The organism is Mesorhizobium carmichaelinearum, assembly GCF_900199455.1.
Lineage (GTDB): Bacteria > Pseudomonadota > Alphaproteobacteria > Rhizobiales > Rhizobiaceae > Mesorhizobium > Mesorhizobium carmichaelinearum.
In genome coordinates this window covers 101,127-124,828 of record NZ_FZQR01000001.1, presented here as the reverse complement: position 1 = coordinate 124,828, position 23,702 = coordinate 101,127, and the positions used below count along the sequence as shown (strand labels likewise).

Genomic DNA, 23,702 nt, shown 5'->3' with positions numbered 1-23,702 from the left:
GCTTTGCGATGACATTGGCTGAGGCGCTCCCTACAGGCTTTCCGCAAGGTTCGCAGAAACATATGGGGGCTTGAATGACTGGTTTCGGACGATCGGCGATTTCCTACGCGATGCCCCTCGCTGCGCTGGCGACGGCTGTCGCGGTCAGAGCCAGTGGGCTGTCGGTGGACCAGGGTTCGCTGAACGCCAGGATCCTTGTCGGTGCGCTGTCGTGTGCGATCATGTTCGTCACCATTTTCGTGGTGCTCGACCACGCCGAGGCGGTAGCTCGGCGGGTGGGGGAGCCGTACGGCACGCTGGTGCTGACGTTTGCCGTCACGGCAATCGAAGTGTCGATCATTGTTTCCATGATGCTGCATGGGGAGAACAACCCGACGCTGGCACGGGAGTCCGTCTTCTCGACGGTGATGATCACATCCACCGGCGTTGTCGGCATGTGTCTCGCGCTTGGCGGCTGGCGTCATCGCAAGCAGTCCATCGTGCGGCAAGGGACCAGTGCCTATCTGGCGGTTCTGATCGCGCTGACCGTCATGACGCTTATTCTGCCGACCTACACCCAGACCACGGATCCCGGCACGTTTTCGGCAGCCCAACTTGGTTTCGTTAGCGTCCTTTCAGTGCTGCTCTATGCAAGCTTCGTGTTCGCGCAGACCGTCCGGCACCGGGAAGACTTTACCCAGGGACAACCACACGACGTTTCGGTGCGCGCTGCCCCTCACGAGAACATCTCTGCCAGCGCTCTTCTGCTGATGGCCGGGCTGATCGGAATTGTCATGCTCGCCGAGCAGGTCGCGGCAAGCGTCGAAGACACGCTCGTTGCCTACCAGGTGACCCAGGCTGACAGCATTGTCGGGGCAATGATCGCGGGGCTGGTGTTGATGCCGGAGGCCATTTCGGCGGTGCGCGCATCACTCAACAACGAGCTGCAGCGCGGTTTGAATGTCGCGATGGGTTCGGCTTGCGCCACGATCGGCCTGACCATACCGGGAGTCGCGGCCGCCAGCCTGCTGACGGGGAGAGGACTGACCCTGGGGTTGCCGGCTGCTGATGCGGTCCTTTTGGTCTTGGCGCTTTTCATATGCAATGTAAGCTTCAGCACTGAAAGAACGACGTTCTTGACCGGAATGGTCCATCTTGTGGTATTTTTTACTTATGTATTTCTGATATTTATACCATGAGAGCTTTGGTGCAAGCGAAGCGCCAGAGGCGGCATCCTTCGCTATCTCAGACCCCGGATTTGAGGTGGTCGATGAAGGCGCGCAGCTTCGGCAGGATCTGGCGCTTGCCGGGATGATAGAGGAAGACGCCCGGCGTCGTCGCCGCGATGGTGTCCAGCACAGGCTCGAGTTTCCCCTGGCCTATCGGACCTTCGGCGACGGGTCGAGGGATTTGCGCCAGCCCGATCCCACGCATCGCGGCCCCGACCAGCGTAGGGTAGTCATGCGCGATCAGCGGGCCTGAGACACTGGCCTCGATCGCCTCGTTGCCGTCGACGAACGTCCAGGGCGCAATGGCGCCGTTCGAACGGCGCAAGCGCAGGCAGGCGTGGCGGCGCAGGTCATCGATACGCTCGGGGCGGCCGTGGCGCTCAAGATAGTCGGGGCTGCCGACCACCACGAACGGGAATGACGGGGTCAGCCGCACCGCGACCATGTCGGGCGCAATGAACTGGCCGAGGCGGATACCGGCATCGAACCCCCCGGTTGCCAGATCGACCATCTCGTCACTCGCCGCGATCTCCAGTTCGACTTCGGGATAGGCCTGGCAGAACGACGCGATCACCGGCTCCAGGATCAACGGCACGACGGCGCGCGGCACGGACAGGCGCAGCAGACCGGTCGGCCGCTGGCCGACATCGCGCGCGGCCTCGCCGGCGGCGACAATCTCCTCGAAAGCAGGGCCGGCACGGTCGAGGAACCGCTGACCGGCCTCGGTCAGACCGACACTGCGCGTCGTGCGGACAAACAGCGCCGCACCAAGCCGCGCTTCCAGCGCGCGCACCGCCTGGCTCACGGCCGAAGGCGTCACGCCGAGATCGGCGGCGGCGCGGCGGAAGTTGCGGCGTCTGGCGACAGCCAGGAACACCTCGACGCCATCAAGCGCCCCATGCCGGATTGTGTAGTTCTGCTTCATGGGTTGTTATGATTACAGCGGATAGTCGAACGATGGAAGCGGGCTTAGGTAAGAGTCTGAAGACAGGAGGCATCTTGCCATGACCGATGAACTTGATGGGGTGCGCGACCATTATCGTGCGACCGGCCTGACTGAGCGGCTGAAGACGGTACTGGCGGCTCTCGGCCCGGAGGATCGGCTTCTCACCCCGCAGCAACTGGGCACCCTAGACCAGTTTCACACCCGTGGGCTTGCGGCGACCGCCGAGCTTGCCCAATTGGCGGGCATCGCAGCGGGAATGTCGATCCTGGACGTCGGCTCGGGTATCGGCGGGCCGGCGCGCTTTCTGGCTGCGACCTATGGCTGTCAGGTTACCGGCGTGGACCTCAGCGAGCCTTTCGTGGAGGCCGCGCGTTATCTGACCGGGCGCACGGGGCAGGGCGGGCAATTGTCGTTCCAGGCCGCCAACGCCTTGGAGCTTCCATTCGATGACGGTCGTTTCGACATCGTGCTGCTTCAGCACGTGGCGATGAACATCTTCGACCGGGCGCGGCTCTACCGCGAGCTTCGGCGCGTGCTGAAATCAGGCGGCAGGTTTGCCACTTTCGACGTCGTGCTGGGCAGCGGCCAGCCGCACTATCCGCTTCCCTGGGCGCGAACGCCGGCGACAAGCTTCCTGCTGACGATCGACGCGACGCGGGAGACGATCGAACCGGCAGGCTTCCGCATGCTGGCATGGCAAGACGACACCGCAGTCGCCAAGGCCTGGTTCGTGCAGTTACGGGCGTCGGGTCCGCCGCCTCCGCCAAATCTCGGCGTGGTGATGGGGCCGGACTTTGCCGAGCTTGCAGCCAATTTGGGACGAAATCTCATGGAAGGCCGGCTCGGCATCCTGACCGCGGTGTTCGAGGCCGCGTCGACCAACAGCTGACAGGAGACCAGAAATGTCGACGGAGATCCTTTTCCAGACCCATCTCGTTCTGGGTTATGTCGCATGGCTGCTGTGTTTCGGTGCGTATATCTGGCCCTGGCTGAGCTCAATGGACCGGGTCGCGGCGCAACGCGCCATTGCCACGCTGCACAGCTTCCGCTTTTTCGGGCTCGTCTTCATCCTCCCGGGCGTCGTCAGCCCCGATCTGCCCGCCAGCTTCGCCACCTTTGCCGCCTATGGCGACTTCGCAACTGGAGTGCTGGCCATGCTGGCGTTGCTCACGGTGCGGATACGTCCGCTCTTCTGGCCGTTCGTCGTCGCCTTCAATGTCATTGGGATAGTCGACCTCATCGTCGATTATTACCAAGCCATCCAGGCCGATCTTCCTGCTCATGCAGGATTGTTTGGCGCCACCTACGCCATCCCCGTCATCTACGTGCCGCTGCTGATGATCACGCACATCGCCGCCCTCTATTTTCTGGTGCGTTCACGCCAGAACGAGACTCGCGCCATCGCAGATAATGCGACGGCCTCCTAGGTCATCTGGAGCGCGAGATGATCGCCAACCCGAAATCGCCGAGAACCCGCGAGTTCCTGTCCCGGGTTCCGTGATGCCCGGTCCGTTCGCTCTCACGCGGCCAGCACCACCGCGCCGAGGCTGCGAATGATCTTCGCCAGTTCCACACACTCCCCATGCCGTGCATTGTTGCGCCGCCAGGCAAGGCAGATCATGCGTTGCGGCATCGGCTCCTGGAACGGCACGATTTTGAGGTCGGGGATGGTGCCGGCAGGCCCCGTGGCCATTTCGGGGATGAGCGTGACGCCGAGCCCATGCGCCACCATCTGCAACAGCGTGGTCAGGCTGGTGGCGCCGTAGCTGGCCATCGCCACCGGCCGCACATTGCCGCAGACCGCGAGCGCCTGTTCGCGCAGGCAGTGGCCTTCCTCGAGCAGCATCAGTCGTTCCAGCGCCGGGCTTTCGGGCGGAACCGGCGGCGAGGCGAAGGCCGGATCGCCTGATGGTACGGCGAGGAAGAACCGGTCGGAAAACAGCGCCTCGGTGATCAGGCCGGGATGGTCGAGTGGAAGGGCCGCGATGAAAGCATCGAGCTTTCGCGAGGCGATGTCCTCGACCAGCGAGGCGGTGACCGCCTCGCGCAATTCGAGCAGCAAGGCCGGGAAATGCTTTTTCAGTTCGGGCAAAGCGCGCGGCAAAAGATAGGGCGCGACGGTCGGGATGATGCCCAGCCGGAAACGCCCCTCCATGGCCGTCCGGCCACGCCGGGCCGTGGTTTCGACGTCGCGTATGTCGGCCAGGATGCGTTCGATGCGCGGCAAGAGCGCGATCGCTTCGTCGGTCATACGCACCGACTTGCCGCCGCGTTCGAAGAGCCGGCAGTTCAGCCGCTGTTCCATTTCCGCGATCTGCGAGGACAGTGCCGGTTGGCTGACGCCGGCGAGTTTTGCCGCACGCCCGAAATGCAGCGTCTGCGCCAGCGCGTCGAAATAATGCATCTGGCGAACTGTCAATCCGATCATAAGAAAATCCTATCGAAATGAACAGGAAAGGCAATTTGTTTTTATCGCGAATGCGGCCTAGTCTGGAATCATTCCAAGATGGTGCGGCCGACGAGCCGCCCCCAAAATCTTGGCAAAGATCAAAACTCGGCAAAATCGGAGACTGAAGATGGACGCGAACACCGATGACAAAAGCGCGGGCAAATGCCCGGTCGCGCACGGAGCCGTTGGCAGGACCAATCGTGACTGGTGGCCGAACCAATTGAACGTGCAGATCCTGCACCAGCAGTCGTCCCTGTCCGACCCGATGGGCGAGGCATTCGACTATGCCGAGGAATTCAAGAGCCTCGACCTCGACGCCGTCATCAAGGACCTGCATGCGCTGATGACGGATTCGCAGGAATGGTGGCCGGCCGACTTTGGCCATTATGGGCCGCTGTTCATCCGCATGGCCTGGCACAGCGCCGGCACCTACCGTATCGCCGACGGTCGTGGCGGCGCCGGGGCCGGCCAGCAGCGTTTCGCGCCGCTCAACAGCTGGCCGGACAACGTCAACCTCGACAAGGCCCGCCGGCTCTTGTGGCCGATCAAGCAGAAATATGGCCGCAAGATCTCCTGGGCCGACCTTTTGATCCTGACCGGCAACGTCGCGCTGGAATCGATGGGCTTCAAGACCTTCGGTTTTGCCGGCGGCCGCGCCGATGTGTGGGAGCCCGAGCAGGACGTCTATTGGGGTCCCGAAGGCAAATGGCTGGCCGACGAGCGCTACAGCGGCGACCGCGACCTGCAGAACCCGCTCGGCGCCGTGCAGATGGGCCTGATCTACGTCAATCCGGAAGGGCCGAACGGCAATCCGGATCCGCTGGCCGCGGCGCGCGATATCAGGGACACTTTTGCGCGCATGGCGATGAACGACGAGGAGACCGTCGCACTCATCGCCGGGGGCCATACGTTCGGCAAGACCCATGGTGCCGGCGATGCGAGCCTGGTGGGTGTCGAGCCGGAAGGCGCCGACATCGAGCAGCAGGGCCTTGGCTGGGCGAGCAAATTCGGCACCGGCAAGGGCGGTGACGCCATCGGCAGCGGTCTGGAAGTCATTTGGACGACGACGCCGACCAAATGGAGCAACAACTTCTTTGACAATCTATTCGGCTTCGACTGGGAGCTGACCAAGAGCCCGGCCGGCGCGCATCAGTGGACGCCGAAGGGTGGTGCGGGCGCCGGCACGGTGCCGGACGCACACAATTCGGCCAAGCGCCACGCACCCTCCATGCTGACCACCGATCTCGCGCTGCGTTTCGATCCGTCCTACGCAACGATCTCGAAGCGCTTCCATGAGAATCCCGATCAGTTCGCCGACGCCTTCGCCCGCGCCTGGTACAAGCTGACCCACCGCGACATGGGCCCGGTCGCCCGCTATCTCGGCCCGTTGGTTCCGAAGGAAGAGCTGCCCTGGCAGGACATCATCCCGGCGGTCGATCATGTGCTGATCGACGAGCAGGACGCCGAAGCGCTCAAGGCCAAGATCCTGGCCTCCGGCCTGTCGGTGTCGCAGCTGGTCTCGACGGCATGGGCATCGGCCTCGACATTCCGTGGTTCCGACAAGCGCGGCGGCGCCAATGGCGCGCGCATCCGTCTCAGCCCGCAGAAGGACTGGGCGGTCAACCAGCCGGCCGAGCTGGCCAAGGTGCTCGACAAGCTCGAAGCCATCGCCAAGGACTTCAACGCTGCGCAGGCCGGCAGCAAGAAGGTCTCGCTTGCCGACCTGATCGTTCTCGGCGGCAACGCGGCCATCGAGAAGGCCGCGAAGGCAGCCGGCCACAGTGTCGACGTTCCCTTCTGGCCGGGCCGCATGGATGCTTCGCAGGAGCAGACCGACATCCACTCCTTCGCGCCGCTGGAGCCGACGGTTGACGGCTTCCGCAACTACGCCAGCGGCAAGCAGCGCCTGACCGTCGAGGAGGCGCTGGTCGACCGCGCGCAGTTGCTGACGCTGACGGCGCCGGAACTGACCGTTCTCGTCGGTGGCCTGCGCGTTCTCGGCGCCAATGCCGGGCAGTCCAAGCACGGCGTCTTCACCAACAAGCCGGAAACGCTGAGCAACGACTTCTTCGTCAACCTGCTCGACATGGGCACGGAGTGGAAGGCGACGTCAGATGCCAAGGACGTGTTCGAAGGCCGCGACCGCAAGACCGGCGCAGTCAAGTGGACCGGCACCCGTGCCGACCTGATCTTCGGTTCGCATTCGCAGCTGCGTGCGCTGGCCGAAGTCTATGCGACGGTGGACGCCAAGGCGAAGTTTGCGAAAGACTTCGTCGTGGCCTGGACAAAGGTGATGAACGCCGACCGCTTCGACATCGCCGGCTGATCAAGGCGAAGTTTTCTCCACTCAACAAAAAAGGCGCGGGCCATGACCCGCGCCTTTTGCATTTCAGCTTCGAAAATCAATCCTTCTCGAAGATGCGCGCCTTGGCGACGACGCCGGCGATGGCGCCGCCGATCAGCGGTGCGACAATGAACAGCCAGAGCTGGCTGAGCGCGGCACCGCCGGTGAACAGCGCCGGGCCGATGGAGCGGGCCGGATTGACCGAGGTGCCGGTGACCGGGATCATGGCGAAGTGAATGCCGGCCAGCGTCAGGCCGATGACCAGGCCGGCAAACGCCGTCGAGTGCTTTTCAGCGGTCACGCCGAGGATCACCGTGACGAAGGTGAAGGTGCCGATCAATTCCCACAGGAAGGCCGAGCTCATGCCCCATTTCGCCACGTCCCAGCCATTGGCGCCGAAGCCGCCGGTGTGACCGCCGGCTTGGCCGGAAACGATGATCCACAATGCCAGCGAAGCCAGGATGGCGCCGATGATCTGCGCGATCCAGTAGGGGATGACGTCCTTGGCCGGCAGCCGGCCGGCAAGGAAGACGCCGAGCGTCACCGCCGGATTGAGATGCGCGCCTGAAATCGGACCGATCGCATAAGCGGCCGCGATGAGGCCGATGCCGAATGCCAGACCGATGCCTTCTTGGCCGAGCGGCAGCGCGCCGCCGAAGCCGCCCGTCACCACCGACGCCGTGCCGATGAACACCAACAGAAATGTGCCTAGAACTTCCGCCAGATAAGTTTTCATTGCCCTCTCCTCGTAGCGATCCGCCGGTCCGCGTTTTCCGCGCCGCGAATCATGGTGTGGAGAGTATTCCCAACGGAAAAACTTGGAAAGCAGAGCGGTTGCGCCACAAGCCGTGCTTGCAGTCGCCAGTTGTGAACATTAGAGATCTTGCATCTATTGATCGATCTGCTGTTGCCGGCCAGGGATATTTATGGATCGGACAGATTTCAGGCTGCCTCTTCGTCGCAGATGGTGCGGGGTTCAATCCGGGCGCGAAAGGCTCTAAGAGCAGGCGATAGATCTCGATTTGATGGAATGACCGATGCGACTGGGCGGACGGCTGGCTGCGGCCATCGAAGTGCTGGAGGACATTGGCCGGCGTCACCGGCCGGTGGCCGATGCGCTGAAGGATTGGGGCCTGTCGCATCGCTTCGCCGGCGGCGGTGATCGCGCGGCGATCGGCAACATCGTCTACGACGCGCTGCGCCACAAGCGCTCCGCCGGCTGGCTGCTCGGCGAAGACACGCCACGCGCCATCGGCTTCGGCGCATTGCTGCTCGAATGGGGCCAGACGGCGCAGTCACTCAACGACGCGCTCGACGGCGACAAGTTCGCGCCGCCGCTGCTCAGCGCAACCGAGCTGCAGACGGTCGCCGGTCGCCAGCTTGCCGACGCGCCGCCCGCGGTTCGCGCCGACATTCCCGATTGGTGCGAACCGCTTTTCGAACGGGCTTTTGGCGAGACATGGGTTGGGGAGGGCGCGGCGCTGGCGACACGCCCGCCGCTCGACATAAGGGTCAACACGCTGCAGGCCGATCGTGCCAAGGTGCTCAAGGAACTGGCCGATACAGGAGCACAGGCCGCGCGCATCGCGCCGCTCGGCATCCGCATTCCGCCCATCGACGGCGACGGCAGGCACCCCAACGTGCAGTCTGAGCCGGCCTTCCAGAAAGGCTGGTTCGAGGTCCAGGACGAGGGCTCGCAAATAGCGGCGACACTTACCGGCGCCGAGGCTGGCATGCAGGTGCTCGACTTCTGCGCCGGCGCCGGCGGCAAGACGCTGGCGCTGTCGGCTTCGATGGACAACCGCGGCCAGATCTTTGCCCATGATGCCGAAAAGGCGCGGCTGGCGCCGATCTTCGACCGCATCCGCCGCTCGGAGAACCGCAATGTGCAGGTCGTCACCAAGCCGGCCGAACTCGCGCCGCTCGCCAACCACATGGACATCGTGCTGGTCGACGCGCCCTGCACCGGCAGCGGCACCTGGCGGCGCCGTCCTGATGCCAAATGGCGGCTGACGCAAAGGCAGCTCGACGCCCGCAAGAGCGAACAGTCGGCGATCCTCGATGCCGCCAAACTGTATGTCAAACCCGGCGGTCTGCTGGTCTACATCACCTGCTCGGTGTTCGACGAGGAGAATGGCGAGCAGATCGCGGCGTTTCGCGAGCGGCACAAAGGCTTTGCGCCCGTCGATCATCGAAGTTTGTGGGACGGCCATTTTCCGGGCCACGAGGCAGCCGCGCGGATCGGCTCCGCCGGTGATATCTCACTGTCGCCATTGCTGAGCGGAACGGACGGGTTCTATTTCTGCGCGCTGCGCCGGACCAGTTGAGATCCGCCGAATCCCCGGCCACTCGACGCGTGACGGCCGGCGAGGCGGATTGTTGCAGTGCAGCAATTGAGATTGCCTGCCGCCGATCCCTCTGCGATAAGCTTTCCCGGCAAACGTGAAGGCAATTGCGATGGCAGCAAAGATCGTACCGGCTCCGGACTATGAGGATCGCGTCAGGGCGTCCTTCGCGCGTCAGCAGGCGATGGCGACGATCGGCGCCGAGCTGACATTGGTGACCCCCGGCATCATCGAGATCGAGATGCCCTATTCGGCGGCGCTGACCCAGCAGCACGGCTTCCTGCATGCCGGTGTCATCTCGACGGCGCTGGACTCGGCCTGCGGCTACGCGGCCTTTTCCCTGATGCCGGAAAATTCCGGCGTGCTGACCATCGAATTCAAGGTCAATCTCCTGGCGCCGGGCAGGGGCGAACGTTTCCTGTTCCGTGGCTCGGTGACCAAGCCCGGCCGCACCATCATCGTTGCCGACGGCCAGGCCTATGCCTTCGCCGCCGATGGCGAGGCCAAGCTGATTGCCACCATGACGGGGACGATGATGACGGTGGTTGGCCGCGATGGGATTGCAGGCTGATGGCCAACATTACCCGAATTGGCGGCAAGGACGTCCTCTTTGTCATGGCGGCGCAGGCCGAATATGGGCCGCATCTGCAGAAACTGTTCACGCCGCTGATGACGGGTGTCGGCCCGGTCGAAGCCGGCGTCCGGCTGGGCGCCGAACTGTCCTGGTTGAAATCCGAGAAGATGCTGCCGGACCTTGTCGTCTCGCTCGGCTCAGCCGGCAGCCGGACCCTGGAACAGACGGAAATCTACCAGGCGATCTCCGTCAGCTATCGCGACATCGATGCCTCGCCCTTGGGTTTCGAGAAAGGCGCGACGCCCTTTCTCGACCTGCCGGTGACGGTGCCGCTGCCGTTTCGTATTCCTGAAATCAAGCAAGCCACGCTGTCGACCGGCGGCGCCGTCATCACCGGCGCTGCCTATGATGCAATCGCAGCCGACATGGTCGACATGGAGACCTTCGCCTGCCTGCGCGCCTGCCAGCTGTTCAATGTTCCCCTCATCGGGCTGCGCGGCATTTCCGACGGCGCGGCCGATCTCCGGCATGTCGGCGACTGGACCGAATATCTGCACGTCATCGACGAAAAGCTCGCCGACGCCGTCATGCGGCTCGAACAGGCGATCGGCTCGGGCCTGCTCGGCGCCTGAGCGCAACAAGGATCAAGCCGCGAGGCTCTGCGGATCGCCGAAATCGATGCGCGTGATGCGCCCGCGCACAGTGCCGGTCGCATCGACATAGTCGATGGCTCCCGGTGTGTGATCGAGTTTCCACGAGCCGGTGGGGCCGTCCCGCCATTCGACCTTGTAGCCATCGTCCTGCAACGTCCAAAGTCCATGGAAACGGGTGCCGTCCGGCAGCAGCATATGCGCCCGGTCCGCGGTTTCGTAGTGGATGAAGGCGCTCTTCCCGCCCATGTCGACGACATGCGTGGTGCCGATCATGATAATGGCCAGCGTGTCCTTGTGCAGAATTGTCATTATCCCTGTCCAAAGGTTTGAGTTCGAAAGCGCTCGACGCAAGCAAGGTCGTCAAGTATCTTGACTATATGGAGTCGCAGTAAAGTGGTCAAGGAGCTTGACGAAAAAACCGAAGCGCTGCCCGACCACGTCGGCTGGCGCCTGTGGCAGGCAAGCCGTGCTTGGCAGGCCGAATTCGCTGCCGCGATGCGCGCTGCCGGCCACGGCTGGTTCACCGAAGCGCGCGCGGGGCTGCTGGGGCATATCCCCCGCGGCGGCATTCGTCAGGCGGCGCTGATCGAACGTTCGGCAATCTCCAAGCAGGCGGTCCAACAATTGCTCGACGGGCTGGAGGCGGAGGGCGTGGTGCAGCGTCTGCCCGATCCGCGGGACGGGCGCGGCAAGCTTGTCGGCTACACGCGCAAGGGTATGGATGCCTTGCGTGACGGTGACCGCATCAAGCTCCAGATCGAGCATGGCTATGTCGAGCGCATCGGCCAGCAGCGGTTCGCGGCGCTGATGGATGCTTTGCGGACGCTCGATGCCGGGCAGGCGGACGCCGGCGATAAAAAGGCCGGCGTTCAGTGAACGGCGCGGCTTTGTAACCCATTGCGTCGACTCATTTCTTTCTCTAAACGCTCGCCATGAAAACAGCCAATCATCCCGACACCGTCCTGATTGTCGATTTCGGCAGCCAGTTTACGCAGCTCATCGCCCGCCGCATCCGCGAGGCCGGCGTGTTTTCCGAGATCGTGCCGTTCCAGTCGGCCGAAGCCGCGTTCAAACGCATCAATCCCAGAGCCGTCATCCTGTCCGGCGGTCCGGCTTCGACATCGGATATAGGCAGCCCGCGCGCGCCGCAGATCGTCTTCGACGCCGGCGTGCCGGTACTCGGCATCTGCTATGGCCAGATGGCGATGTGCGTGCAGATGGGCGGTATCGCCGAAAGCTCCAACCACCGCGAATTCGGCCGCGCCTTCGTCGAGATCGAGAAGGACAGCCCGCTGTTCGAGGGCCTGTGGGCGACCGGCCAGCGGCACCAGGTGTGGATGAGCCATGGCGACCGCGTCATAGCCTTGCCGCCAGGGTTTCAGGTGTTCGGCAAGTCGGAGAGCTCGCCCTTCGCCATCTTCGGCAATGTCGAGCGCAAGATGTACGGCATCATGTTCCACCCTGAGGTGGTGCACACGCCCGACGGCGCCAGGCTGCTCAGGAACTTTGTCCACAACATCGCCGGCATCGAGGGCGACTGGACGATGCGCGCCTACCGCGAACACGCGGTCGAGGCGATCCGCAAGCAGGTCGGCAAGGGCAAGGTCATCTGCGCGCTGTCAGGCGGGGTGGATTCTTCGGTCGCGGCGCTGCTGATCCACGAAGCGGTCGGCGACCAGCTCACCTGCATCCTCGTCGACCATGGCCTGATGCGCAAGGACGAGGCCGCTGGCGTGGTGGCGATGTTCCGCCAGCACTACAATTTGCCGCTGATCCTGGTCGATGCTTCGGAAAAATTCATCTCGGCCTTGGAAGGCGAGGTTGACCCCGAGAAGAAGCGCAAGACCATCGGCCGGCTGTTCATCGAAGTGTTCGAGGAAGAGGCCAAAAAACTCGGCGGCGCCGATTTCCTGGCGCAAGGCACGCTTTATCCCGACGTTATCGAAAGCGTCTCCTTCACCGGCGGCCCGTCGGTGACCATCAAGTCGCACCACAATGTCGGCGGCCTGCCCGAGCGCATGAACATGCAGCTGGTCGAGCCGCTGCGCGAACTGTTCAAGGACGAGGTGCGGGCGCTCGGCAAGGAGCTCGGCCTGCCCGAAAGCTTCATCGGCCGCCATCCGTTCCCGGGTCCGGGCCTTGCCATACGCTGCCCGGGCGGCATCACGCGCGAAAAGCTCGAGATCCTGCGCGAGGCCGATGCCATCTATCTCGACGAGATCCGCAAGGCCGGCCTCTACGACGCCATCTGGCAGGCCTTCGCCGTACTCTTGCCGGTGCAGACGGTCGGCGTGATGGGCGACGGCCGCACCTATGAATTCGTCTGCGCGCTGCGCGCCGTCACCTCGGTCGACGGCATGACGGCGGACTTCTACCACTACGACATGAATTTCCTCGCCGCAGCCGCCACCCGCATCATCAACGAGGTCCGCGGCATCAACCGCGTCGTCTACGACGTGACATCCAAGCCGCCTGGCACGATCGAGTGGGAGTAGGGTTAGCGTAGCCTGGAGTGTTCTAGGGTAGTTATTCGCAGAAAAAACAACGATTTTCGGTTGATCTCGTTCATTATCGATTCTGTATCGGCGAATGCCTGATCACCATTGGACCATGCATGCCGGTGTCCTGGACGGAATTTTCCCGGCAACCGGCGGTACCGGAAAATACTGGGTCGTTGTCTGGACATCGATAGCAGTCTCGTCGTCGAAAAGCCGGGCGATCAGGTGCAGCGCTTCGTCGAGGCCCGACGATATGCCGCCGCCGGTCAGCCGGTTGCCTGATTCGACAAAACGCGGGTGGCCCCTCGCCACCTTGATTGCCGGGAAGCGGCGCAGGCAATCGACGAACGCCCAATGCGTCGTTGCCCTGTGACCGTCGAGCAGTCCGGCCCGGGCCAGCAACAGTGCACCCTCGCAGACCGAACAGACCCATTTCGCATGTTTCGCGACCTGCCGCAGGTAGGCGAGATATGGCGATGCCGGGTCGCTCATGATCCTTGCGAGCGCATCGGGATCGCCGCCGGGCACCCACAGTATGTCCAGTTTGGGCGTCGCCTCGAAGCTGGCTTGCGCATCGAAGCGCACCCCGTTCAAGCTGGTGACGGGCGCGCCATCGATCGACAGGAGAACCGTCGCCAGCCCCTTCTTCTTATCGACCCAGGAGAACATCTCAAGCGGACCGGCCACATCGAGCAGGTTGACGCCTTCATAGACCGGGATGCCGAGTTTCATTGGATTGCTTCTCCCCGCTCGAAATGCTCATGGCTGGTTCCTGAATAGCCGCCCGATCTTCGACATGGCTGCGACGCCGCTGCCAGAAAGGCGTGTCCCATCGCGCGGCGGCTGCATAGTGGGCAGCCAGCGCCGGGACGTAGTCGGCAAAACCTTGCGCGGCGATTGCTGCGTAGCGGGCGCGAGCGAAGTCGCCGCGCCCTTCCAGCATGTCGGATGCCGCGTAGGCTGCAGGCCTGGAGGCAATTATGCGCTTGGTCGAAATGCCACACCGGTCGGATTTTCGCTGACCAACCGGAGATGCGACGGACCTGGAAGGTTCGTCACGCCATTCGCGAGTGCGCGCGCAAACACCCGAAGCGCAAAGAGTGCGGGGCGTCACTGTTTCGACGACCGCGCGCTTGCCGCCTATGGTCCACGACCAGTCGCGACCGCCCGCTTCTAACGTGGCATTGCCCCACCTCCATTGCCGAGTCGGCGATGCGCTCGGCTGCCTCACGAATCGGCTCAAGTCAAGACGATACCGGCTTGCGAGCCGCGTATTTTGCTGACATGCTCACTTTCTTATATATGGGGTTTTGCACTGTGGCAGGTGTTCAAACGGAAGGGCAAAAACATGGCAAAGGAATCTTCGAATCCCGTTTCTTCAGAGAAGAAGGCGGACGGAAATCTTATAGGTAACGCAGAAGGAAACGGGTTGAACTTCATGGGGGTCCAGGCTCGCGAAAACGGGGGCTCGGGCGACCCTGTAGGTGTCGACAAGATACGTGATCTGCTGTTCGGCAACCAGATGCAGGACTATGACCGCCGCTTTTCCAAGCTTGAAGAACGGGTCTTGCAGCGCTTCAAGGATGTCGAATCCGAGGCTAAGCGCAATCTCGACATGTACGAGTCAAATGCAAAGAAGCAGGTCGATTCACTTGCGGGGCAATTGCGGAACGAAAAAGATTCACGAGCCGACGCCGACAAAGAGATTGATCGGAATCTTCGCGAGCAAAACCAGGCACTTGAAAAGCAGGTGCGCGCGTTGTCGGATCAATTGAGCGCGCTTGAGCGTGACGTTGCGGACCGGATAAATCGAAACGATCATTTACTGCGTGAGGAAATCAAGCAGAAGAATGAAGGCGTTCAGATGCTGATAGAGAAAATGTTTGCCGATCTCAGCAACGTCAAGACCGACCGAAATCTTTTGGCTGGCCTGTTTGTCGAGGTTGCAAAATGCCTGAATCAGGATCCCGTCGGCAGCAAGAGCAACTCGGACCGTAGCTGGAAAGTGAGTTGATGGGACCTTGACGTCAACCGTCGACCCAATCAGCCTTCCGCAAAGAACAGCCTCGAACGATACAGAGATTGATCGCGAGGTTCTGGCTCGTCTTTTGATCGAAATAGCCCGGAACGTTGATCCGGACTACCGTGCGCGTTTCGACGGAGTTCCAACCGCCGATCCTCGCATGGAAACACTGCGCCAGTTGCTGGTCAGCCGCGAAATTTCGGAGCTTTCACGAGTTACGCATCTGCTGGACGAACCGGAGCAGCTCGCGGCAGCCGTGGGCGACGTTCTTTCCAGTGCGGCCGCACGAGCGCCTCATGCACAACTCGGCGAAGCCCTTGCGCCAGCTGTCGAACGGGCTGTGCAGCGGTCGATCCAGAAGAGCCCACGCACGCTGACGGATATATTATACCCGGTGTTTCTGCCGGCAATTCGCAAGTCGATCGGGGAAAAGATCGACCAGACCTTTCAGTCGCTGAATGAAACTTTACGACATATATTTACCTGGCACGGGCTCAAGTGGAGATTTGAATCTTGGAGAACCGGTGCCAGTTTTTCTGAAGTTGTTCTTAAGCATTCTCTTGTATATCGTGTAGAGCATGTCTTTCTCATTAGCCGACCTTCTGGACTACTGATATCGCATGTAGCTGCCGATAACGCAACGAGTGAGGATCCTCAGCTTATTTCTTCGATGCTTAGTGCAATTCAAGATTTTGTGAAAGACTCATTTAACGAGAAAGAACAGAGCAGTCTGGACACTATCCGCCTTGGTGACCTTCGTCTCTGGTCAGAAGTTGGACAGTTTGCGACCTTGGTTTCGGTGATCCGAGGAAATCCACCAGAGGAATTACATGAAATAGTTCGCGATGTGTTGCTTCGCATCCATGAGGAGTGCTCACAGGCTCTAGCGGAGTTTGACGGCGACAGTTCGCAGTTGGCCGGCGTAGAGGCACAATTGCAGACGTGCGTTGAGCTGAAACAGGAGGAATCAAACCAGGGGTTTCCGTGGCTGGTAGCGGTTGCAGCCCTGCTGCTTTTGGTTCTGGCAGGCGGCTGGTTCTTTCTTTCCTGGCAATCCGGGCAGCGCTGGCAGGCCTATGTGTCGCGACTGGAGACCCAGCCGGGCATCATCGTTGCGGAACAAAAGGTAAGCTATGGCCAATTCTATATTGCCGGACTGAGAGACCCGCTTGCCGCCGACCCGCAGTCGCTGTTGTCCGGAACGCAGGTCGATCCCGCCCGCGTTCATTCGCAGTGGCAATCCTATCAGAGCCTTGAGCCGGAGTTCGTGTTGAAGCGGCTGACGGCGTCGCTGGTTCCGCCGGATACAGTGCGACTTTCGATCGTCAATGATCGCATCGTTGCCGAGGGCGAGGCTCCCGACACCTGGATAGATCGGGCGCGCGCAGCGGCCCGACAGCTTTCGGCAGGCGGACCGGAATTCGATATCTCCAAGGTTCGCGATGTGAGCCCCGAAGCACGCGCGGCGGAGCATTGGCAGGCCTATGTGTCGCGACTGGGGGCCCAGCCAGGCATCATCGTTGCAGAACAGAAGATACGCGAGGGCCAATTCTATATTGCCGGACTGAGAGATCCGCTTGCCGCCGACCCGCAGTCGCTGTTGTCCGGAACGCAGGTCGATCCCGCCCGCGTTCATTCGCAGTGGCGGTTCTATCAGAGCCTTGAGCCGGGGTTCGTCCTGAAGCGGCTGACGGCGTCGCTGGTTCCGCCGGATACAGTGCGACTTTCGATCGTCAATGATCGCATCGTTGCCGAGGGCGAGGCTCCCGACACCTGGATAGATCGGGCGCGCGCAGCGGCCCGACAGCTTTCGGCAGGCGGACCGGAATTCGATATCTCCAAGGTTCGCGATGTGAGCCCCGAAGCACGCGCGGCGGAGCATTGGCAGGCCTATGTGTCGCGACTGGGGGCCCAGCCAGGCATCATCGTTGCAGAACAGAAGATACGCGAGGGCCAATTCTATATTGCCGGCCTGAGAGATCCGCTTGCCGCCGACCCGCAGTCGCTGTTGTCCGGAACGCAGGTCGATCCCGCCCGCGTTCATTCGCAGTGGCGGTTCTATCAGAGCCTTGAGCCGGAGTTCGTCCTGAAGCGGCTGACGGCGTCGCTGTATCCGCCGGATACAGTACGACTTTCGATCGTCGATGATCGCATCGTTGCCGAGGGCGAGGCTCCCGACACCTGGATAGATCGCGCGCGCGCAGCGGCCCGACAGCTTTCGGCAGGCGGACCGGAATTCGATATCTCCAAGGTTCGCGATGTGAGCCCCGAAGCACGCGCAGCGGAGCATTGGCAGTATTATGTCTCGCGACTTGAGGCCCAACCGGGAATCATCGTCGCCCAGCAAACGGAGAGGGGCGGACATTTCTACATTTCCGGCCTGAGAGACCCGCTTGCCGCCGACCCGCAAGTTCTGCTGCACGGAACGCAGGTTGATCCTGCCCGCGTTCATTCACAATGGCAATTCTACCAGAGCCTTGATCCGAAGTTCGTGGTGAAGCGGCTGGAGGCTTCGCTGACCCCGCCGAAATCGGTTATGCTTTCGATCATCCAGGGTCGCATCGTTGTCGTGGGTGAGGCTCCTGCCAACTGGATCAACCGGGCGCGGGCCGCAGCCGAACAACTTTCGGCGGACGGAGTGGTCCTGGATGTCTCGCAACTGCATGAGCTGGACCTTGCAGAACTCAATCATTTGCGAGAGGCCATCCAGACGACCGATATTTTCTTCTCTTCCGGCAAAGTTGTGCCGGGACCAGAGCAGATGCCGGTTCTCGACAGGTTGGCGGATCAAATAAAGGAATTCGCCCAAAAAGCCCGCGCGTCAGGCGTAACCGCGCGGTTCATGTTGACCGGCCATTCGGACGGCACGGGCCGTGAGACGGCCAACGCGTCGATCAGCGCCGCCCGCGCGGAGACAGTTCGTGCGCTTCTCAACAAGCGCGGCGTCGCTCCGGAACTGCTGCTGGTTCGGGGCGCGGGCACCTTTGAGCCGGCTGTGCCTGAAAATAGTCAAACTGGAAGCCCCACCAATCGCCGGGTTTCGGTTACGGTAAACCTGGACTAGGGCGGGGCCTAAGATGTTGCAAAAAAAGATCTGCATGTTGGGCGGGTTTTCTGTCGGAAAGACGAGCCTGGTCCGCAGGTTTGTGCAAAGCATCTTTTCAGAAACCTACTTGACCACGGTGGGCGTGAAAATCGACAAGAAGAGTGTCGCACTCCCGGACAAAACCGTGGATCTGATTTTGTGGGATTTGGCCGGCGAAGACGATATCGGCTCATTCCGCGTCAGCCACGTGCGAGGTGCGACCGGGCTCGTGCTTGTCGTCGATGGAACCCGCGCCGCTACTCTTGCCGCAGCGCTTACGCTGCGCGAGCGCGTCGAGGCCGAATTCGGCGCCATGCCGTTTGTATTGCTGTTCAACAAATCCGATTTGGCCGATAAGTGGGTGATACCGGATGGAGAGATTGATGAACTGAGGCAACGCGGATGGCAAATCTATCTGACAAGTGCGCTTTCGGGCGAACATGTCGATGACGCGTTTCTTCAACTTGCTTCGATGGTCGCTAAATAGACCATGCATAGATTGCCAAAAGAAGTTGGAAAATGGATCTACAATTTCTTCTACAACGAGCGCTCTATCGCATATGTGAAAATTGACGCCCAGCTTTGCATAGCGACGACGGGCGGTAACATTAAACATTACGGACTCTCATCTCTTCGCATTGGTCAGCCGGTTGCCGATCAGCTTGAATTCATGGAAGGTTTGCTGCCTTGCCCCGAGCTTCCATATCATATGGCCATGGTCGAACTGCCCAGCGGCCGTGTCGCGGACCTTCATCTTTTTGCTGACGATGACTGCGTGTGGCTGCTCTTTCTTGACGCCACTGCCGAACGCGACAACACGCAGCGGCTGCAACAGAAGGCTTATGAAATGACGCTCCTGCAAGAGAGGGAGCGTCAACTCAACGAGAAATTACAATCGATGAACGAGGCGTTGAGGGAGAGCCAAGAGGGATTGCAGCGTGAATACCAGCGCGCCGAAACCCTGCTCCTCAACATTCTTCCCGCGTCGATCGCGGAGCGGTTAAAAGCGCGCGAACAAATTGCGGACAACCACGCAGAGGTGAGTGTGCTTTTTGCCGACATCGTCGGTTTTACGGAAAGAGCGCGGAGCGTCGGAGCCGAGACGACGCTCGCTATGTTAAATTACTTCTTCAAGGCGGCGGATCTGCTCTCGGAACAATACGGCTGCGAAAAAATCAAGACAATCGGCGATTGTGTGATGGCGGTCGCTGGCCTGCCCGCCACGCGATCCGATCATGCGGAAGCCCTTTCGCACTATGCACTTGAACTGCGGAAGGCGGTTAAGCTTGAACGCTTCGCAGGAGAGCCGCTAAGACTCAGAATTGGAATTCACTCAGGACCGATCGTCGCGGGTGTCATAGGCGAAAGGCGGTTTGCCTATGACCTGTGGGGCGACACCGTTAATCTCGCCGCGCGTATTCAAACGTCTGCGGAGCCCGATGAAATCCGCATTTCGGATGCAACTCAGAAACTGCTTGGACCAGATTTTGCTTGCGACCCACTCGCGGAAACGGAATTGCGCGGTACAGGTCGTGTGCGAATGTGGCGGCTCACGGCCTGATTTGCCGCTTGGGAAGCGACGATCTTGCTCTAAGCCGAAATCGCGGCGGCCGTCGACAACATGGGCGGCTTTGTCGTTTTCGAGCGCTAACCGCGGGCTTGCTTGACGGTACTTTTACGCAAAGTTATTTTACGTTGTCGGAGGCCACGACGCGCAAAAATCGTCCGATTGGTCCCGATAGTTGGTGAAACCTCAAAATATTTTTGCGGCGATTTTCCTTTTAAAATCAAAAGCGTAACTTTTTGGCGGCCCGTGGGTCGGTGTTGTGCCTCATAAGCAAGAAAAAACCCAGCTGGATCAATGACCTAGCTGGGCTGAAAACAATCGAGTGGGAGTAGGGGTTAGCGTAGTCCGGAGTGCTCCGGAGTAGTTATTCGCAGAAAAACAACGATTTTCGGTTGATCTCGTTCACTATCGATTCTGTATCATCAACTGAAATCCAAGTCCCACACGTTCGCCAGTCTGCTCGTCTGGCAGGGTTCCAACGCGAATGCCTGATCACCATTGGACCATGCATGCCGGTGTCCTGGACGGAATTTTCCCGGCAACCGGCGGTACCGGAAAATACTGGGTCGTTGTCTGGACATCGATAGCAGTCTTGTCGTCGAAAAGCTGGGCGATGAGGTGCAGCGCTTCGTCGAGGCCCGACGATATGCCGCCGCCGGTCAGCCGGTTGCCTGATTCGACAAAACGCGGGTGGCCCCTCGCCACCTTGATTGCCGGGAAGCGGCGCAGGCAATCGACGAACGCCCAATGCGTCGTTGCCCTGTGACCGTCGAGCAGTCCGGCCCGGGCCAGCAACAGTGCACCCTCGCAGACCGAACAGACCCATTTCGCATGTTTCGCGACCTGCCGCAGGTAGGCGAGATATGGCGATGCCGGGTCGCTCATGATCCTTGCGAGCGCATCGGGATCGCCGCCGGGCACCCACAGTATGTCCAGTTTGGGCGTCGCCTCGAAGCTGGCTTGCGCCTCGAAGCGCACCCCGTTCAAGCTGGTGACGGGCGCGCCATCGATTGACAGGAGAACCGTCGCCAGCCCCTTCTTCTTGTCGACCCAGGAGAACATCTCAAGCGGACCGGCCACATCGAGCAGGTTGACGCCTTCATAGACCGGGATGCCGAGTTTCATTGGATTGCTTCTCCCCGCTCGAAATGCTCATGGCTGGTTCCTGAATAGCCGCCCGATCTTCGACATGGCTGCGACGCCGCTGCCAGAAAGGCGTGTCCCATCGCGCGGCGGCTGCATAGTGGGCAGCCAGCGCCGGGACGTAGTCGGCAAAACCTTGCGCGGCGATTGCTGCGTAGCGGGCGCGAGCGAAGTCACCGCGCCCTTCCAGCATGTCGGATGCCGCGTAGGCTGCCAGGATACCTGAGCGCAACGCGTGCACGATCCCGCGTGACGACAGCGGGTCGGCGCAGAACAGACTGTCGCCCGCCGCGACCCAGCCTTCGCCGGCGGCCGGATCGATCGTTGCGGTTCCCGCCGACTTGACCAGGCTTGCGGTTTCGACAGCGTCAGGCGGTACGAGCGGTGCGATGGACCGGGTTGCGGCCAAGGCGCGATACCAGTGTTCGGCCTGGCGCAGCTCGCTCCCCAGATCGGGATCGGTGAGGCACGCCACCACACGGCGTTGGCCTGGCAGATCGGCGCTGTACCACCAGCCTTCGGGGCGCGCCTCGATGACCATCCGGGAATCGCCCGGCGCGCGGTCGAAGAAGCGTGTGTAGGCCGCAAGGTGCCCGTGCATCTGGAGCGTCGCGCCGAAGCATCGCGCCAGCCTCCAACTGCGGCCGGTCGCCCAGATCACGGCGCGTGCAACAACATCTCCTTCGACCAGCTTGAGCCGCCAGCCTTGATCGTCGCGCACTGCCGAATGCACGGCTGAGCCAAGCCGCGTCTCCACGCCTGCCGCTTTGGCCCCCTCTACCATCAGCCGGTCGAATCGCGCCCGGTCGAGCTGCCAGCCGGGTCCTTGAGCGGAAAATATGCTGTGCCGCTCGGAGGGAGCTTCATTGGCCCACACCGAAACAAGCGCGCGGTTTTCAACGAAACCGGCCTCGGCAAACAGCGTCCACATACCGAGCTGACGCAGCAGTGCTTGCGCCAACGCGGGCAGCACTTCTCCCGGCTTTGGTCGGTCGTGCCGTCCGGCCTCCAGCAGAATCACGCTCCGCCCGGGCGCATGACGGCGCAGCATCAGCGCCGCGGCAGCGCCCGCCGGCCCGCCGCCGATGACAGCGAAGTCAGCTTGCTCTGACGGCATAGAAGGAAGCCACCACCCCTGCCGGGTTCGTGCTGCCGCCATCGCCCGAATGCGGGATGGTGCGCACCACCGAGCCGACGATCGCCGGCACCTCCAGCCGGTCGGTGCTGTTCGGCCAGACCGGCACGAGCCAGCCGATATAGTCGTAGATCCACTCCTCGCCGCCGACCACGCCCTTGCCCTGGAAACGGACCTGCATCGGCGAGCCGTAGCCGAAGCTGCCGCGCAGATCGAGCGACCATCCCGGACCGCCGATCGTTCCGGCAAGCTCCGTGTCCGATTTCTCGGCGATGGCCAAGGTGCCTTCGCCGAAGAGCAGGTCGCTGGCCGCCTTGCCGATATCGGGGTCGTTGAGGAAGCTGCGATAGGTCCAGTCGCCGACAAAAGGATTGCTCATCGTCATTCTCCCGAATCTTCGACGCAGATGTATTTGACGCTGGGCGAGGGCTGATCGAGCCCGCCGCCGGGATTGCGGATCATGAAGCCGAGTTTCGACCACTCGGTCACCATTTTGAGGTCGCCGGCCAGCGTCTGCGGAATGCCGCGCGCCCAGTTGCGGAACTGGGGATCGGGGTCGGCGGGATAGTAGACCTGCATCGGCCGGTGCGCCGGCCACCACAGCGTCTCCCACACGCGCCGCTCGCGCTCCATCAGCGTGTCGCCGACGCTGCCGGGATAGAGCACGTTCCATTCCGCGTAAGTGACGTCGATCGTCTGGGTGGAGCATTCGTTGAAGTCGGCCTGCCAGGGCAACCCACTGAGCTTGGTCAGGTCGCCCGGCTGCAGACCTGTATCGAAGTCGCTACCTTGCGACAGCGGGTCGGAGGCGTAGGCGATATAGCCTTCCTCGCTGACGCCGGCGCCCCAGCGGTTGGCGTTCTCCTGGGCCGCCGTCAGCGCGAAGCTGTACCATTCGGGGTCGGCCTTGATGCGATAGGGCTCGCGCCAGATCGCCGGGTTGCGGATGATCCACGTCACCTCGCCGCCGGGGCAGAAGGCGCCGCCGAGCCCGTTCGACAGCACGCCCTGGTCGAGCCCGCGACCGCCCGGCACATTCCAGTCCTTGTAGGGCTGCCATGGATCGATGGCCGGCGCGAAGCCCGCATCCACCTCGTCGATGAAAATGCCCGCCGCCCATTGCCGGAGCAAAAAGAGCTGCGTGTCGGTCAGCCGCAGGAATTTGCTGACCGTCTTGTTGGTGATCGGGTTGTCGCCCGCAAGCAGCGGCATCAGCGGCAGGTGATAGGTGCGCGTCGCCGGGTTGGCTTCGAGCCGGAACAGGTTCTCCTCGCCAGGCTTGCGCAAGAGGTCGAACAGATATTGCCGCGCGGAGCGGCCCGGATCGGTCGTCGCGTCCTTGGTCGCCGCGGCGAGCGCGCGGTCCAGCAACTGGCCGGAACGGTACTCGAATGCCAGCCGGCGCAGTGCCGCCTCGATCGGCTCGTCGGGGTCGGTCGTGCGGTCGGGCTCCGCCGGCTCCTGGCGCGAGGACGAGCGCAAGCGTCAGCAACCGCTTCTTGGGTGGCGCGGCGGCAGCGGCGATGCGCCCGATGACGTCGGTGACGGCCGCATCGAATGCGTTGCGCGCGCCTTCATACGCGCTGTCCGCCGCAGTGTCGTTCTCGCTGAACACCTGCCGCCAACGCATCGCATAAGCACGCGGCGCTTCGCCATCCTCAGGTGGGCAGACTGCGGTGGTGAAGCCGGCGGCAGCCGCCTTGAGCATCGCGCCGGCATCGCCGACCAAATC

Annotated in this window: 23 protein-coding genes; 13 read left to right on the top strand and 10 right to left on the bottom strand. The window is 62.0% G+C overall.

The features are described 5' to 3' along the window. Positions 1 to 74 precede the first annotated feature (74 nt). Complete coding sequence (locus tag CKW40_RS00475) at positions 75 to 1,178, top strand: calcium:cation antiporter (RefSeq protein WP_095198004.1); 1,104 nt, start codon at positions 75 to 77, stop codon at positions 1,176 to 1,178. 46 nt (positions 1,179 to 1,224) lie between these two features. Here the strand turns inward: CKW40_RS00475 and CKW40_RS00470 are convergent, their stop codons facing one another. Then, positions 1,225 to 2,133 (bottom strand): LysR family transcriptional regulator, encoded by a 909-nt coding sequence (locus tag CKW40_RS00470; RefSeq protein ID WP_095198003.1) that lies wholly within the window; start codon positions 2,131 to 2,133, stop codon positions 1,225 to 1,227. A gap of 79 nt (positions 2,134 to 2,212) precedes the next feature. Between CKW40_RS00470 and CKW40_RS00465 the strand changes: the two genes are divergently transcribed. Continuing rightward, a complete protein-coding gene (locus tag CKW40_RS00465) occupies positions 2,213 to 3,043 on the top strand; it encodes a class I SAM-dependent methyltransferase (protein ID WP_095198002.1) in 831 nt (276 codons plus the stop codon). Positions 3,044 to 3,056: 13 nt separating this feature from the next. Further along, entirely contained in the window at positions 3,057 to 3,581 is a 525-nt protein-coding gene (locus CKW40_RS00460; protein WP_095198001.1) for a DUF8737 domain-containing protein, read from the top strand. Positions 3,582 to 3,673: 92 nt separating this feature from the next. Here CKW40_RS00460 and CKW40_RS00455 read toward each other — a convergent pair whose 3' ends face one another. Further along, complete coding sequence (locus CKW40_RS00455) at positions 3,674 to 4,582, bottom strand: hydrogen peroxide-inducible genes activator (protein WP_095198000.1); 909 nt, start codon at positions 4,580 to 4,582, stop codon at positions 3,674 to 3,676. 148 nt (positions 4,583 to 4,730) lie between these two features. Between CKW40_RS00455 and katG the strand changes: the two genes are divergently transcribed. Next, the gene (katG, locus tag CKW40_RS00450) at positions 4,731 to 6,929 is read left to right on the top strand and encodes a catalase/peroxidase HPI (protein WP_095197999.1); all 2,199 of its coding nucleotides are present in this window, start codon (positions 4,731 to 4,733) and stop codon (positions 6,927 to 6,929) included. Positions 6,930 to 7,005: 76 nt separating this feature from the next. Here katG and CKW40_RS00445 read toward each other — a convergent pair whose 3' ends face one another. Beyond that, positions 7,006 to 7,683: an MIP family channel protein gene (locus CKW40_RS00445; protein ID WP_095197998.1), complete on the bottom strand. Its 678-nt coding sequence runs from the start codon at positions 7,681 to 7,683 to the stop codon at positions 7,006 to 7,008. A gap of 301 nt (positions 7,684 to 7,984) precedes the next feature. Between CKW40_RS00445 and CKW40_RS00440 the strand changes: the two genes are divergently transcribed. The 3 genes from CKW40_RS00440 to CKW40_RS00430 all read left to right on the top strand — a co-directional run bounded on the left by CKW40_RS00440 (position 7,985) and on the right by CKW40_RS00430 (position 10,498). After that, a complete protein-coding gene (locus CKW40_RS00440; RefSeq protein WP_095197997.1) occupies positions 7,985 to 9,274 on the top strand; it encodes an RsmB/NOP family class I SAM-dependent RNA methyltransferase in 1,290 nt (429 codons plus the stop codon). Between the two features lie 130 nt (positions 9,275 to 9,404). Beyond that, positions 9,405 to 9,863, top strand: coding sequence for a PaaI family thioesterase (locus CKW40_RS00435; protein ID WP_023686843.1), 459 nt, complete (start codon positions 9,405 to 9,407; stop codon positions 9,861 to 9,863). Next, entirely contained in the window at positions 9,863 to 10,498 is a 636-nt protein-coding gene (locus CKW40_RS00430; protein WP_095197996.1) for a 5'-methylthioadenosine/S-adenosylhomocysteine nucleosidase, read from the top strand. Before CKW40_RS00435 ends, CKW40_RS00430 begins: the two co-directional genes overlap by 1 nt. Positions 10,499 to 10,510: 12 nt before the next feature. Here CKW40_RS00430 and CKW40_RS00425 read toward each other — a convergent pair whose 3' ends face one another. Continuing rightward, entirely contained in the window at positions 10,511 to 10,828 is a 318-nt protein-coding gene (locus CKW40_RS00425) for a hypothetical protein (RefSeq protein WP_095197995.1), read from the bottom strand. Between the two features lie 84 nt (positions 10,829 to 10,912). On the opposite strand from CKW40_RS00425, the gene CKW40_RS00420 reads away from it, so the two are divergent. Next, positions 10,913 to 11,395, top strand: a complete 483-nt coding sequence (locus CKW40_RS00420) for a MarR family winged helix-turn-helix transcriptional regulator (RefSeq protein WP_095197994.1) — start codon at positions 10,913 to 10,915, stop codon at positions 11,393 to 11,395. A 56-nt stretch (positions 11,396 to 11,451) separates the two neighbouring features. Next, positions 11,452 to 13,014, top strand: a complete 1,563-nt coding sequence (guaA, locus tag CKW40_RS00415; RefSeq protein WP_095197993.1) for a glutamine-hydrolyzing GMP synthase — start codon at positions 11,452 to 11,454, stop codon at positions 13,012 to 13,014. Positions 13,015 to 13,116: 102 nt separating this feature from the next. On the opposite strand, the gene CKW40_RS00410 is transcribed toward guaA, so the two are convergent. After that, positions 13,117 to 13,749, bottom strand: a complete 633-nt coding sequence (locus tag CKW40_RS00410; protein ID WP_095197992.1) for a DJ-1/PfpI family protein — start codon at positions 13,747 to 13,749, stop codon at positions 13,117 to 13,119. Continuing rightward, a complete protein-coding gene (locus CKW40_RS43605; protein WP_179297778.1) occupies positions 13,724 to 13,960 on the bottom strand; it encodes a hypothetical protein in 237 nt (78 codons plus the stop codon). Before CKW40_RS43605 ends, CKW40_RS00410 begins: the two co-directional genes overlap by 26 nt. A 405-nt stretch (positions 13,961 to 14,365) precedes the next feature. Between CKW40_RS43605 and CKW40_RS00405 the strand changes: the two genes are divergently transcribed. From CKW40_RS00405 to CKW40_RS00390, 4 genes are read left to right on the top strand one after another with little or no spacing between them, the layout of a single operon-like run. Next, the gene (locus CKW40_RS00405) at positions 14,366 to 15,031 is read left to right on the top strand and encodes a coiled-coil domain-containing protein (RefSeq protein WP_095198460.1); all 666 of its coding nucleotides are present in this window, start codon (positions 14,366 to 14,368) and stop codon (positions 15,029 to 15,031) included. 7 nt (positions 15,032 to 15,038) lie between these two features. Next, on the top strand, positions 15,039 to 18,104 hold the full coding sequence (locus tag CKW40_RS00400) for an OmpA family protein (protein WP_095197991.1): 3,066 nt from the start codon (positions 15,039 to 15,041) through the stop codon (positions 18,102 to 18,104). 13 nt (positions 18,105 to 18,117) lie between these two features. Continuing rightward, positions 18,118 to 18,612, top strand: a complete 495-nt coding sequence (locus CKW40_RS00395; RefSeq protein ID WP_095197990.1) for a Rab family GTPase — start codon at positions 18,118 to 18,120, stop codon at positions 18,610 to 18,612. Between the two features lie 3 nt (positions 18,613 to 18,615). Further along, the gene (locus CKW40_RS00390) at positions 18,616 to 19,686 is read left to right on the top strand and encodes an adenylate/guanylate cyclase domain-containing protein (RefSeq protein WP_095197989.1); all 1,071 of its coding nucleotides are present in this window, start codon (positions 18,616 to 18,618) and stop codon (positions 19,684 to 19,686) included. 498 nt (positions 19,687 to 20,184) lie between these two features. On the opposite strand, the gene CKW40_RS00385 is transcribed toward CKW40_RS00390, so the two are convergent. Genes CKW40_RS00385 through CKW40_RS44515 form a run of 4 tightly spaced genes read right to left on the bottom strand, consistent with a single transcriptional unit; the run spans position 20,185 to position 23,182 of the window. After that, on the bottom strand, positions 20,185 to 20,817 hold the full coding sequence (locus tag CKW40_RS00385; RefSeq protein WP_095197988.1) for a DJ-1/PfpI family protein: 633 nt from the start codon (positions 20,815 to 20,817) through the stop codon (positions 20,185 to 20,187). Then, positions 20,792 to 21,952, bottom strand: a complete 1,161-nt coding sequence (locus tag CKW40_RS00380; RefSeq protein WP_095197987.1) for an NAD(P)/FAD-dependent oxidoreductase — start codon at positions 21,950 to 21,952, stop codon at positions 20,792 to 20,794. The genes CKW40_RS00385 and CKW40_RS00380 overlap by 26 nt, the downstream gene beginning before the upstream one ends. Beyond that, positions 21,933 to 22,349, bottom strand: a complete 417-nt coding sequence (locus CKW40_RS00375) for a hypothetical protein (RefSeq protein WP_095197986.1) — start codon at positions 22,347 to 22,349, stop codon at positions 21,933 to 21,935. The genes CKW40_RS00380 and CKW40_RS00375 overlap by 20 nt, the downstream gene beginning before the upstream one ends. A gap of 2 nt (positions 22,350 to 22,351) precedes the next feature. Continuing rightward, a complete protein-coding gene (locus CKW40_RS44515) occupies positions 22,352 to 23,182 on the bottom strand; it encodes a LodA/GoxA family CTQ-dependent oxidase (RefSeq protein WP_244571036.1) in 831 nt (276 codons plus the stop codon). Positions 23,183 to 23,702 lie beyond the last annotated feature (520 nt).

What these genes read in the sequence shown, in the direction of transcription:
- CKW40_RS43605 (WP_179297778.1), bottom strand. Translation starts at nt 13,960, where the DNA reads ATGCTGGAAGGGCGCGGCGACTTCGCTCGCGCCCGCTACGCAGCAATC.
- guaA (WP_095197993.1), top strand. Translation starts at nt 11,452, where the DNA reads ATGAAAACAGCCAATCATCCCGACACCGTCCTGATTGTCGATTTCGGC.
- CKW40_RS00440 (WP_095197997.1), top strand. Translation starts at nt 7,985, where the DNA reads ATGCGACTGGGCGGACGGCTGGCTGCGGCCATCGAAGTGCTGGAGGAC.
- CKW40_RS00405 (WP_095198460.1), top strand. Translation starts at nt 14,366, where the DNA reads ATGGCAAAGGAATCTTCGAATCCCGTTTCTTCAGAGAAGAAGGCGGAC.
- CKW40_RS00395 (WP_095197990.1), top strand. Translation starts at nt 18,118, where the DNA reads ATGTTGCAAAAAAAGATCTGCATGTTGGGCGGGTTTTCTGTCGGAAAG.
- CKW40_RS00430 (WP_095197996.1), top strand. Translation starts at nt 9,863, where the DNA reads ATGGCCAACATTACCCGAATTGGCGGCAAGGACGTCCTCTTTGTCATG.
- katG (WP_095197999.1), top strand. Translation starts at nt 4,731, where the DNA reads ATGGACGCGAACACCGATGACAAAAGCGCGGGCAAATGCCCGGTCGCG.
- CKW40_RS00460 (WP_095198001.1), top strand. Translation starts at nt 3,057, where the DNA reads ATGTCGACGGAGATCCTTTTCCAGACCCATCTCGTTCTGGGTTATGTC.
- CKW40_RS00445 (WP_095197998.1), bottom strand. Translation starts at nt 7,683, where the DNA reads ATGAAAACTTATCTGGCGGAAGTTCTAGGCACATTTCTGTTGGTGTTC.
- CKW40_RS00380 (WP_095197987.1), bottom strand. Translation starts at nt 21,952, where the DNA reads ATGCCGTCAGAGCAAGCTGACTTCGCTGTCATCGGCGGCGGGCCGGCG.
- CKW40_RS00475 (WP_095198004.1), top strand. Translation starts at nt 75, where the DNA reads ATGACTGGTTTCGGACGATCGGCGATTTCCTACGCGATGCCCCTCGCT.
- CKW40_RS00435 (WP_023686843.1), top strand. Translation starts at nt 9,405, where the DNA reads ATGGCAGCAAAGATCGTACCGGCTCCGGACTATGAGGATCGCGTCAGG.
- CKW40_RS44515 (WP_244571036.1), bottom strand. Translation starts at nt 23,182, where the DNA reads ATGCCGCTGCTTGCGGGCGACAACCCGATCACCAACAAGACGGTCAGC.
- CKW40_RS00385 (WP_095197988.1), bottom strand. Translation starts at nt 20,817, where the DNA reads ATGAAACTCGGCATCCCGGTCTATGAAGGCGTCAACCTGCTCGATGTG.
- CKW40_RS00465 (WP_095198002.1), top strand. Translation starts at nt 2,213, where the DNA reads ATGACCGATGAACTTGATGGGGTGCGCGACCATTATCGTGCGACCGGC.
- CKW40_RS00390 (WP_095197989.1), top strand. Translation starts at nt 18,616, where the DNA reads ATGCATAGATTGCCAAAAGAAGTTGGAAAATGGATCTACAATTTCTTC.
- CKW40_RS00375 (WP_095197986.1), bottom strand. Translation starts at nt 22,349, where the DNA reads ATGAGCAATCCTTTTGTCGGCGACTGGACCTATCGCAGCTTCCTCAAC.
- CKW40_RS00455 (WP_095198000.1), bottom strand. Translation starts at nt 4,582, where the DNA reads ATGATCGGATTGACAGTTCGCCAGATGCATTATTTCGACGCGCTGGCG.
- CKW40_RS00425 (WP_095197995.1), bottom strand. Translation starts at nt 10,828, where the DNA reads ATGACAATTCTGCACAAGGACACGCTGGCCATTATCATGATCGGCACC.
- CKW40_RS00470 (WP_095198003.1), bottom strand. Translation starts at nt 2,133, where the DNA reads ATGAAGCAGAACTACACAATCCGGCATGGGGCGCTTGATGGCGTCGAG.
- CKW40_RS00410 (WP_095197992.1), bottom strand. Translation starts at nt 13,749, where the DNA reads ATGAAACTCGGCATCCCGGTCTATGAAGGCGTCAACCTGCTCGATGTG.